8 protein-coding genes are annotated in these 10,760 nt (G+C 37.3%); 2 read left to right on the top strand and 6 right to left on the bottom strand.

The window, feature by feature from the left end:
- Together PLA12_13480 and PLA12_13475 are read right to left on the bottom strand one after the other, a co-directional pair.
- Window positions 1-571 (bottom strand): hypothetical protein (locus PLA12_13480; protein ID HOQ33505.1); only part of this gene is annotated, 571 nt, incomplete at its 3' end.
- Between the two features lie 302 nt (window positions 572-873).
- Window positions 874-2,190, bottom strand: a complete 1,317-nt coding sequence (locus tag PLA12_13475) for a hypothetical protein (protein HOQ33504.1) — start codon at window positions 2,188-2,190, stop codon at window positions 874-876.
- 359 nt (window positions 2,191-2,549) lie between these two features.
- Between PLA12_13475 and PLA12_13470 the strand changes: the two genes are divergently transcribed.
- A complete protein-coding gene (locus PLA12_13470) occupies window positions 2,550-4,529 on the top strand; it encodes a family 1 glycosylhydrolase (protein HOQ33503.1) in 1,980 nt (659 codons plus the stop codon).
- Window position 4,530: 1 nt separating this feature from the next.
- Here the strand turns inward: PLA12_13470 and nadE are convergent, their stop codons facing one another.
- Genes nadE through PLA12_13455 form a run of 3 tightly spaced genes read right to left on the bottom strand, consistent with a single transcriptional unit; the run spans window position 4,531 to window position 8,437 of the window.
- Window positions 4,531-6,462, bottom strand: a complete 1,932-nt coding sequence (nadE, locus tag PLA12_13465) for an NAD(+) synthase (protein HOQ33502.1) — start codon at window positions 6,460-6,462, stop codon at window positions 4,531-4,533.
- A gap of 10 nt (window positions 6,463-6,472) precedes the next feature.
- Window positions 6,473-7,954: a nicotinate phosphoribosyltransferase gene (locus PLA12_13460; GenBank protein HOQ33501.1), complete on the bottom strand. Its 1,482-nt coding sequence runs from the start codon at window positions 7,952-7,954 to the stop codon at window positions 6,473-6,475.
- 21 nt (window positions 7,955-7,975) lie between these two features.
- Window positions 7,976-8,437, bottom strand: coding sequence for an NUDIX hydrolase (locus PLA12_13455; protein HOQ33500.1), 462 nt, complete (start codon window positions 8,435-8,437; stop codon window positions 7,976-7,978).
- 105 nt (window positions 8,438-8,542) lie between these two features.
- Here PLA12_13455 and PLA12_13450 point away from each other — a divergent pair, with 105 nt between their 5' ends.
- Entirely contained in the window at window positions 8,543-9,880 is a 1,338-nt protein-coding gene (locus PLA12_13450; protein HOQ33499.1) for a hypothetical protein, read from the top strand.
- Window positions 9,881-9,947: 67 nt separating this feature from the next.
- On the opposite strand, the gene PLA12_13445 is transcribed toward PLA12_13450, so the two are convergent.
- Complete coding sequence (locus PLA12_13445) at window positions 9,948-10,664, bottom strand: superoxide dismutase (protein HOQ33498.1); 717 nt, start codon at window positions 10,662-10,664, stop codon at window positions 9,948-9,950.
- Window positions 10,665-10,760: the final 96 nt, after the last annotated feature.

Here is a 10,760-nt window from a genome sequence, read left to right as displayed (position 1 = left end):
CAACAGCACAGGCTAATTCCTTTCCATATTGTCTGGCTAATGATAGTTTTAGTCGTGGCATGGGGTCTATATCTGCTCCACAACCCGCTAAAAAAATAGATACTGAGCCTGGATACATATTCTGCAATTCTATCTGAGCAAACCCTGGATAATCTCCACACCAATAATAATCTGCAAGTACCGTACCATGACATGCATAACTACAAACAAGGGTTATTATAGAATTACCCTCTACTGATTTAGCAAAAAGGACAGGAACATTGTAGTCAACAGGTCCCTTGAATTCATACGAACTTTCTATCTCACTTGCCTTGTTATTGCGTCTATTAACTGCAAATCGAGCAATACCTTTTCCATAATAGAGGTTAGCAGGTGTTAATTTTGACACTGATTCTCGAATAGATTGGAACACTTTCTCTTCTAATCTCTCTGTGTAATTTTTTATTTTTTCCAACTGGTCAGTTCCATCAAGTGGATATATATTTACTAATGATTTTTCTATTACAGGTCCTGAATGGGTATGAGAACTATTTAATAAAACTCTATCTGGAGGAATTTTAAGTTCATGCATTACCCTGCTTTTAATTCTCTCTGAAACTTCCCGCGGAAAACCTATAATATCGCAATCTACAATTACCGCTAATGTTCCTTATATATCCTGTAGAGCAAGGGCTTTTACCCAGAGTGGATGTAACGCTGATTCTGCAGGTTTATCTCGCAAAGCATAAACCGACATTCACAATCCCACAGGTGGTGTAATATCCACAGAAGAAACCCCAAGAAACCATTTCTTATCTTGCCCCATCTTAATACCTCCATTCTCTTATCTTTTATACATATTCTCCTATCCTGTTTATGGATTATATCTTATAATTACTTAAATATTTCTATTAACTGACCGCTACCTGGGGTAATGTCAAATTTTACTTCGTTGTCCTCAATCTCTTTTGTTTTGTCACCATCCCATATTTTTACTTTTTTTACTCGTTGTGAGAAATAAATAACTACCTCGCGGTATGGGACAGCATTCCATTCTTTACTCACCTGGCAATTTATTACCATAGCAAGCGATGGTTTCCCTTTCTTTTCCAAAATTCCTACAATCAAATCCTCATCCATTCCTTCAATAATTTTGCCTCTTCCTGGCTTTTGGAGTTCTTTTATCATTTGCATTCTCGGGATCTCTCTAAAGGCAGTGCTATATATTTCCGTATACTCCTTATCAATAACCATATCTCCCCATGAAGATATACGATTGTTAATCTCTTTTACCACTTCATAAACTGGAGTTAATCCGCTACTTTTTACTGCATCTTCTGTTTCAAGTTCTTCTACCGTGCGAATACTTCCACCCCCATAGTGGAAATACCAGATTCCTTTGGCACCAAAAGCCAACGATAAATACGCAGGAAAGCGTATAAATGAGTCGCTGGGAAAGTAATTGAATTTTGTCCCGGGCAAACCAGCTACATAAAACATCGGCCAGAAAAGAATTCCGTATTTTTTACATTCCTTGCTCCATTTTAAGTAATTGCAGACATATTCTACTGCTAATCTATCGGCAGAAAGATGCCACTTTTTGAGGGGTGGATATATTTGCGGGTCACAAATGGGATTATTATGCTCTGCCAGATTTTTAGGTGGTATCCATCCGCATAACCAGGGTATAAGATGTGGTTTTGATTGTTTGAAAAGAAAATCTGTACAGTCTTTTGTTCGTAGCGTAACTTCTCCCTGGTCATCTCCTAATAAAAAACCTAAAAGTGCTGGATGTCTCCCAATTTTTTCACATAAAAATTGGAGTTCTTCCAAACTTGCTGGATGGTGTGTTTTTTCGGGGTAGGGTTCTTGCCAGGCTTTGCCTCCCCAGGGGTGTTCATTCATGGTATAAGTGTCAAACATAACCCAAAGCCCATGTCGTTGTGCTAAATCCAGTTCTCTTTTACATTTTTCAATATCTGCATAATCATCCATCTGCATATATCTACCTATCATTACCACATTAAACCCTGCTTCTTTATAAAGTTTAAGTTCTACATCCTTTGACCCTGGTCCCCACCACGCACCAATAACAAACACTTTATAGCGGAAATCCCATTGCTTGTTTATCTTCGAAAACGATGTTGAGTCACTCCACACTAATAAACAGCAAGGAATTGACAACAACAATAGACATATTCTTTTTTTCATTTTTCTTTCCTTATGTAAAAACCATTTTTGTCAAAGATACAAATCCTTTTGAAATAATACATTAAAACATCAACATTTATACCATTATACCATTCTTAAAGAGACAAAATCGTTTAAAAAATTCTTTTTTAGCCCAGGGAACTCAAATGCTATTTCTTTTTTAAAAATATTGCTGTTGCATTTTATAAATATAATTGCTCAAAATCAACAACTTCTAGTGGTACTCTCATAAATTATCATAGATATATATTTCTTTTGTAATGAATAAGAACAAAACAATATATATGGAACTTATATAAGTTAGAAAAGTCTTTTTTTATATGCTAATATAATATTCTATAAATAAAAAGGATATAAGAATGTTAAGAACAAAACTTGCCTTTACATTAGGACTGCTGATTATCTTATGGAAATGCACAGCAGAAGAACCTGTTCAAACAATTCAATATGAATTTGTAAATCTCCAAACAAACTCTTCCTCTATTCATACTTCCTCCGGTATTGCTTTCAAAGACCCTATTTGGGAAATTGATTTTTCAAAGAATTCATCTGTTAGTTTTAATCATCCTTCTTTATCTATTTACGGAACACCCCAAAAATTTATCTTAAAGCTTTGGGCAAGTTCAGCAGGTAGTGAAATAGAGATATTACTTGCCTCCCATTTTCAGTTCTTTCAAAAGAAAATTGGCACTTTACAATATGGAGAGCAAACAATTGAATTTAATGCACCTCCCGAAAACTGGGAATACTTTTCCGGTGAAAATGATGGAAAAGTCCGAACTCCATTGCGATTTATAAAATTTCAAATTAACAAGTCCCATTGTCCAAGCGACATCCTGCAATTACAAATTCAATCTTTTATTTGCGAAACAAATATATCTTCTCAACAAGAATGTATTCTTGTTTCCAGAACCTACAAAGATAATCATGGAAAAGTTTATTCATCGTGTTCATTTACAAATTTACTGGATAAAGAGGTTTCTGGCAATTTAGATATTCAACTAAAAGATTGGGAACAAAATTTAATATCTGCATCTACCCAAAAATTAGTTATCCCGCCCTCAATTCAAACTATAAATTTAGAAATTCCAGTCGACATTCCAACAAACAAAAATTTCATCGAAGTATACTGGACATTTAATAGAAATGACGGTAAAACATTTCTTGCTAATTCTACCTACTCAAAAGAAATTGATTATCCTTTAAACAAAACCTTAAATCCCAATTCTCCCTGGGGTATGGGATTATATTTCCTTAGGTATGGTTCTGACCAGAAAAATAGAGAAAAAGCAGCACAACTTGCGTGTCAGGCAGGTATAAAATGGACGCGAGAGGATTTTATCTGGGATATTATAGAGCCAGAACCTGGAAAATTCAATTTCGATTTTTATGACAACATTGTAAATACTTCTTTAAACTATGGTATCAGTGTATATGGAATTCTATGTTATTGGGCATTATGGACAGAACCTTATTCAATGAAAGGAATTGAAGATTTCGTTCGATACACCGAAGCGACGGTGAATCATTTCAAAGACAGAGTAAAACACTGGGAGATATATAACGAACCGAATATCTTTTTCTGGCAAGGACCGAAAGAATTATATCCCGAACTGGTAAAAAGATGTTATGAAGTTATTAAAAAGGCAGACCCGGAAGCACATGTTTTAGCCATTTCCACTTCTGGAATTGACAACAATTTCATTGATTTCTGCCTGCAAGCAAATACTCCTTTTGACATACTCACTATTCATCCGTACCGACGGAAACTCGATGACATTAAATTTATGGACGAATTAAAACGAGTGGCTCAGCAAGTGCAAAATCGCCCTGTATGGATTACAGAAATGGGTTGGAGCAGTCATTTATGGAAAGATGGGGTCACAGAACGCGAACAAGCCCTATTATTAGCACGATGTTATTTATCCTCTATTGCTTCAGGTGCTGTTCAGAATATCAGTTGGTATGACTTTAGAAACGATGGCGATGACCCCTTTTATTTTGAATCTAATTTTGGCATTATTCGACAGGATTTCTCTCAAAAACCCGCACTACGAGCATGTGCAAACATTTGTAGAAATCTACCTGATAAAAATATTCAAATTCGTAAAGATTTTGGAGAAAACATCATTGCTTTTCAACAAGGAAATATACTGGTTCTCTGGTCTGCCAATGAAGATAAATGCCTGAAAGTTAAAGTTACAGAATCCCCTGTTATTGTTCAAAATCTCATGGGTGAAGTGCTGATGGAAAATAATAAGGATAAATTCATACATCTTCCTTTGAAAAAAGGTTATCCCCTTTTTATTATCCAAGGACAGATTAAAGGTGTAAAATAGATTACAATTTCGCCTTTCGTAACTTTTCTAATTCTTCATCAATACTCTGAATTACGGGGAAACGGAAACCTGTCTTAGGGTCAAAATCAGGTTCTAATACCTTCAAAGATACAGGATGTTGGTCTCGTTTCCATTGATTTGCAACAAACCTTTTCGCAAAATCTTCTGTCCACTTTTTCAGTTGTTTGGATGAAAATTCCGAAAATCTTAAACATAAAATTTTCCAACAATCCACAAGAGAAAACCTTTGTTTCGCAAAAAGGAAAATTAACTCATCCAGCACTTTATACGGCATCAGGTCATCCTCATCCGTCTGATTAGGTGCTAATTCTGCTGTCGGAGGTATCTTTAATATCATTTCCAAAGCACAAATTTTCCTCGTCTCTGCAAGATATTCTAACAATGCAGAAATAACTGTTTTCGGAACATTGGCAATCGGTGAAAAACCTCCTTCATTATCACCTCCCGTTGTTGTATAACCAACTGCTGACTCACTCAAATTGGAGGTAACCAGCAACAATCCATTCACATTATTTGCCCAGTTTAACATCATAGCGCCACGAACTCGCGCCTGTAAATTTTGTCGTGTAAGTGCTTTGACATTTTCTTCTCCACCCACAATTTCAACCGCTTTCTTATATGCTATTTCCGATTCTTCATGAATACTTACCACCTGAAAGGAAACTCCCAATTCCTGGGCTAACAATTCTGCTGCTTTTCTTGTATCTGAACTACTGTAACTTTTGTGAGGTAAATAAATACATGACACTTTATCCCTATATTTATCCGGATATTTCCCCTCTTTCAAATTTTTCCCGGCTTCTACCGCAAGCAGCAAACTTAATGCACTATCTCTTCCCCCAGAAAGAGCCACCAAAAACCTATCAAATACACCCACTTTCTCAAAATAATCCCTAAGCCCCAACGACAATGCCGAAAACAATTGCTCAAAATAATTATTCTCTATTTGAATATTTTCCGCTGACTTTGTTTCAGGTATATAAAAACTTTTAGGTAATGTATTCACCCACTCTTTCAATGGAGATGGTATAAACTGAGGACAATCCACAACAACTCTTTTCGTTATGTTTTCTCTCTCCGACTGTAAAGCCTCTGTTTTCCATGTAGAATTTTCTTTTCGTATTCGTGTTACCTCATCTAAATTCACTACTGTTGTAGTAAGCGTCCATCGTCTATTGGACAATATCGGACCCGTAACGATAGAACCCTCCGGAGTAGCAATAATCCCTCCTCCATCAAAAATAAGCCGACTATTATCACATCCTAATAGATTGGAATAAATATAAACAACCTTAATTCGCATAGCATTGGTTAGTACCAATTGCTTACGCAACTGGTTTTTCAACGGGCTAAACGGAGATGCACTCAAATTGCAAATTATCTCTGCCCCATGTATAGCACGGTCTGCAGAGGGAGAATGAGAAGACCATATATCCTCACAAATTTCAGCAGAAACCAAGCCATAAGGTAATTCAAAAATAATATCGCCTGCTGGTATCCCATGAATTTCCGTAGTCCCTCCTGCCCACGAAGACCAATACCTACCTTCATAAAACACCTGATAAGTAGGCAAATATTTTTTCAAAATTAATCCGTGTATTTTCCGATTACAGACAAAGGCAGTCGCATTAAACAAATACGATTCTTTTTGGACAGGAAGTCCAACAAAAACACCAATCCCTTCTGTATGTTCTGCAATCTTTAATAATGAAGCCCAACTATGTTCAACTATATCATCCCAAAATAATCGGTCTTCCAAACTATAACCACTGATAGCTAATTCGGGGGTCACTAACAAATGCACATTTTCTTTTCTGGCAGTATCAATAACCTCACATAAATTTTCTGTATTTCTTTGAAAATCTCCAACTTTTACTGAAACCGAAGAAGTTCCAACTTTAACAAGTCTCATTGTTCATCTCCTAATGAAATACAATTCCCGCTTCCGGGTTTTGCCATATCTGATTTTTTAATTCTCCCAAACGAGGGGATAAAAATATACGATACACTTCCGGATTACGAAGCCGTTTATATTCTTCCGAAAGTGAAAATACCTGCTCTCGAACTCGTTCTCGAATATCTTGTACCGTCTCTAACGGTATTTTAATCTCCCCATCACTGAATACTTCTTTTAACAAAGGTTTGGCATATCCAGCCCCTTCTAATTTTTGGGGGATATGGGGAAACAATCGGGAACGCGTTGGAATACTCCCTTTCTCAGGATATTCCTCTCCTTCCAGATACATAACATCCCCTAATAGATTTCCACCTTCTGTGTAATATCGCACAGGAACTTTTCGACCGGGGTCTGTGCTTTTTTCAATATTCCCTGTGATTTTAATCCGCGATTCCCATCCCCCATCCCGATATACGGCTACCAGTTTATAAACACCATTCAAAGCGGGGCAATCATACGAAGTTATCAAATGAGTTCCTACACCCCACGCATTAATCTTCGCACCCTGCCGTTTCAAATCTGCAATCAAATCTTCGTTCAAATCATTTGACCCTATAATCATGGGATTCTCGAATCCTGCTTCTCTCATCATCCGATATGCTACTTTACTGATACGAGCCAGGTCTCCCGAATCAATACGGATAGCGGGCTTCACATCTATTCCCTCTTCTCTCATCTCTTTGAACACCTGAACCGCATTAGGAATTCCACTTTTTATCGGGTCATAGGTATCAACTAACAAAACACATCGTTGAGGATAAAGTCTTGCAAAAGCACGAAACGCCTCCAGTTCGCTCTGATAACTCATAACCCAGCTATGAGCATGGGTTCCTGTTACAGGTATGCCATACACCTTACCTGCCATTACATTGGATGTCGCCATACAACCACCAATATATGCGGCACGCGAGGCACTTGTTCCACCATCCGGTCCATGGGCTCGGCGAAGACCAAATTCTATTACCGGGTCTGGTTCCGCAGCTAAACACACCCGCGCCGACTTACTCGCTATCAATGTCTGATAATTCAACATATTAAGTAATGCCGTCTCTACTAACTGGGCTTCCAATAAAGGTCCTTCTATCTGCACCACAGGCTCAAATGGAAAAATTAAAGTCCCTTCCAGCACCGCCTTTACTTTTAAATGTATCTTAAAATCTTTAAGAAATGCCAAAAAATCATCATCAAATATCTTTAAACTTCTCAAATAATTAATGTCATCCTCCGTAAAATGTAAATTTTTTAAGTAAAGTAGAAACGACTCTAATCCTGCAAAAATAGCAAAACCCGAATGCGGTGGTAAACTACGAAAAAAATAATCGAAAGTAACAGGAATTTCTCCTCGCCCTTCCTTAAAATAGCCTGCCATCATTGTTAATTGATACAAATCAGTTAACAATGCAAGATTTCTTCTTTCAAACCACGGTTCCAATTCAAACTTTTGCATATACTTCCCTATAAATAAAAATTATTTTTCACTTACATACTTTTCTAACCATTCAATAGCACAATCCATTATCTCTGCATGGTCAAATGCTAATTCCGGAAGATTATCTATTGAAAACCATTGAACTTCCTTTGCATCATCATTGGCACGAACTTCCGCATCCATATTTTTTAATACCCCAACAAAAGCCACACCAATTGTTCTTCCTCGAGGGTCCCTGTATGGATTACTAAATGCCTTCAATTGTTGTAATTTAACCCCCTTTAACGAAGTTTCTTCAAAAAGTTCCCGTTCTACTGCCTGCTCCAATGTTTCATGCTCATCAATAAATCCACCCGGTAAAGCCCAATACCCTTCAAAAGGAGCATTCATGCGTTTTATTAATAGAACCTCCCAATCTCTACTTATCTTCCTGAACACAACCGCATCCACAGTTACAGCAGGATGTGGATACTCATATATATAAGGACCTTTATGTTTCATTGTAATCTCCTATAATTTTACTCTTCTTTTATGTTATACTTTACCTCATTCTTTCACTTATTTTCTTATTATTAATATCAAACCTTCCAAGTAAAGGATTTTACCATGACATCCTCTATCTTAAAACGGACATTAAAATGGACATTATATAGTATATCAATCCTTATTGTCCTGATTTTAATTGCTTTCCTGTTTCTGTTCCGTAACGCAATCTATAACCGCTATGTAGAATTTCCCCGTGAAAAACAAGCCTGGGAAGAACTCCGAAGCCAATACCAACCCCCTGTCTATGACGATGGCTGGAATGATTACGCCGGCGTTTGTCATAGCCACTCCGAATTATCCCACGACAGTCAGGTCCCTTTTGAAGAAATTTTGCGAGCGTTAAAACAGGAGAAGCGGCAATTCATTTGTATGTCTGACCACTGCGATGAAGGGAAAGCCGACTATTCCAAACAATGGCGTGGGGAACACGATGGTGTCATTTTTATACCGGGCTATGAAATGAATTACGGATTTATGCCTTGGGGACTACCTACGGACACTGTCCTGGATTGCAAAAAAGACCCGGAAAGTCTTGCAAAAGAAATCCATGAAAAAGGAGGTCTATTATTCTTTGCTCATTCCGAAGAACCCCGAGAATGGCAATTACCTGAACTTAACGGCATGGAAATCTATAATATTCACACCAATTTCAAAAGCCTCGATAAAAAATTTATCCTTTACAAATTGGCTCCAAATATCATTCTTAATCTGAATAAATATCATGAGCAACTTTTAAGAAGTATTTTTAGCCCATTGACAGAAGTTATAAAAAGATGGGACGAAATGAATATAAGTCGGAAAATTGTTGGAATCGCAGGAAACGATTGTCATCAAAATACTGGCTTTGTCGGGAAAATAACTCCACAAGGAACTTTATATATCGAAGATACCAGCCCACATAAAATAGGCGAATACAAATTAAACCTCTTTTCCCGTCTCTTATTGCGGTTGCTTTTTGGAAAACTGGAACCAGGGAAAACAGTATTTCATGTCCAATTAGACCCTTATCCAACTATGGTTCGTTATGTCGCTACCCATGTTCTTGCTCATGATTTATCAGAACAATCTATTCTGGAATCCTTAAAAGAAGGTCGCGTCTTTGTTGGCTTTGAAATGCTTGCCGAAACAACAGGCTTCGTTTTCTTTGCAGATGATGGAAATGTAAAAGCAATTTGTGGAGAAAGAATTCCCTTAACTCCCAACCTATCCTTAAAAATGGCTTCTCCCTATCCATGCAAATTTATTATCTATCGTCATGGAATTGCTGTTCAAGAACACGAAGGTAGAGATTTTGAATGGAAACCCACAGAGCAGGGAAAATATCGCGTTGAAGCACAACTATATTTGAACAAAAAATGGGTTCCCTGGGTGTATACAAATCCGATTGAAATATTTTAGTCCTTATTAATAAATAAGCCCACTCATTCGTGAGTGGGCTTATTCTATATATCAGTTTCACCGCTCTTTATAAAGCAATACCTTTTAACGCTTTTATATTCTTCGCTACCTGTTCCCAATTTACAACATTCCACCAAGCCTTCACATATTCACCACGATTATTTTGATATTTCAGATAATATGCATGTTCCCATACATCAATACCCAATACCGGAAACACGCCCCAAGGTGATAATTTATGCTGGTTTTCTGCCTGAAGAACAATTAATTTCCCATCCGCTGGACGATAATGTAACAGAGCCCAGCCTCCTCCTTCTACAGCATTTGCCGCAGCCGTAAAATGATTTTGAAAGGCATCAAAAGAACCAAAATCCCTCTCTATCAGTTCCAATAATTCACCAGAAGGTTTTCCTCCTCCACCATTGTTTGGGGGAGCCATAACCTTCCAGAACATACTATGCAAAAAATGTCCTCCACCATGAAATGCGGCTTGCTTCGACCAATGCTGAACCAAAGCAAAATCATTTTTTAATCGTGCCTCTTCAAGAGCCTTTTCCGCTGTATTCAGCCCCTTTACATAAGCCGCATGATGCTTGGAATGATGCAACTCCATAGTTCGTGCGTCTATATAAGGTTCAAGAGCATCATACGCATACGGTAATTCCGGAAGTTTATGTTCCTTACTTCCATTTTCCGTTTGAGCAAATACAGGTGCTCCAATAATTGAACTTGCTGTTATTAAAGAACTGCTTGCTAATAAAAATTCTCGGCGTGAAGTATTCATTGTTTTTCTCCTTTGTTTTACTGTTAGGGTTGCTTATTTTTCAATTTCGATTAACATAACATTAAGCCCCTTCTTAATATTCCCAGAAAATTACCT

The organism is Candidatus Hydrogenedens sp. (assembly GCA_035378955.1).
Classification (GTDB): Bacteria; Hydrogenedentota; Hydrogenedentia; order Hydrogenedentales; family Hydrogenedentaceae; genus Hydrogenedens.
The sequence above is the reverse complement of the archived record's forward strand: the minus strand, read 5'-3'. Positions and strand labels throughout refer to the sequence as shown.

Coding starts and splice junctions, on each gene's coding strand:
- PLA12_13475 (HOQ33504.1), bottom strand. CDS start 2,190: ATGAAAAAAAGAATATGTCTATTGTTGTTGTCAATTCCTTGCTGTTTA.
- PLA12_13470 (HOQ33503.1), top strand. CDS start 2,550: ATGTTAAGAACAAAACTTGCCTTTACATTAGGACTGCTGATTATCTTA.
- nadE (HOQ33502.1), bottom strand. CDS start 6,462: ATGAGACTTGTTAAAGTTGGAACTTCTTCGGTTTCAGTAAAAGTTGGA.
- PLA12_13460 (HOQ33501.1), bottom strand. CDS start 7,954: ATGCAAAAGTTTGAATTGGAACCGTGGTTTGAAAGAAGAAATCTTGCA.
- PLA12_13455 (HOQ33500.1), bottom strand. CDS start 8,437: ATGAAACATAAAGGTCCTTATATATATGAGTATCCACATCCTGCTGTA.
- PLA12_13450 (HOQ33499.1), top strand. CDS start 8,543: ATGACATCCTCTATCTTAAAACGGACATTAAAATGGACATTATATAGT.
- PLA12_13445 (HOQ33498.1), bottom strand. CDS start 10,664: ATGAATACTTCACGCCGAGAATTTTTATTAGCAAGCAGTTCTTTAATA.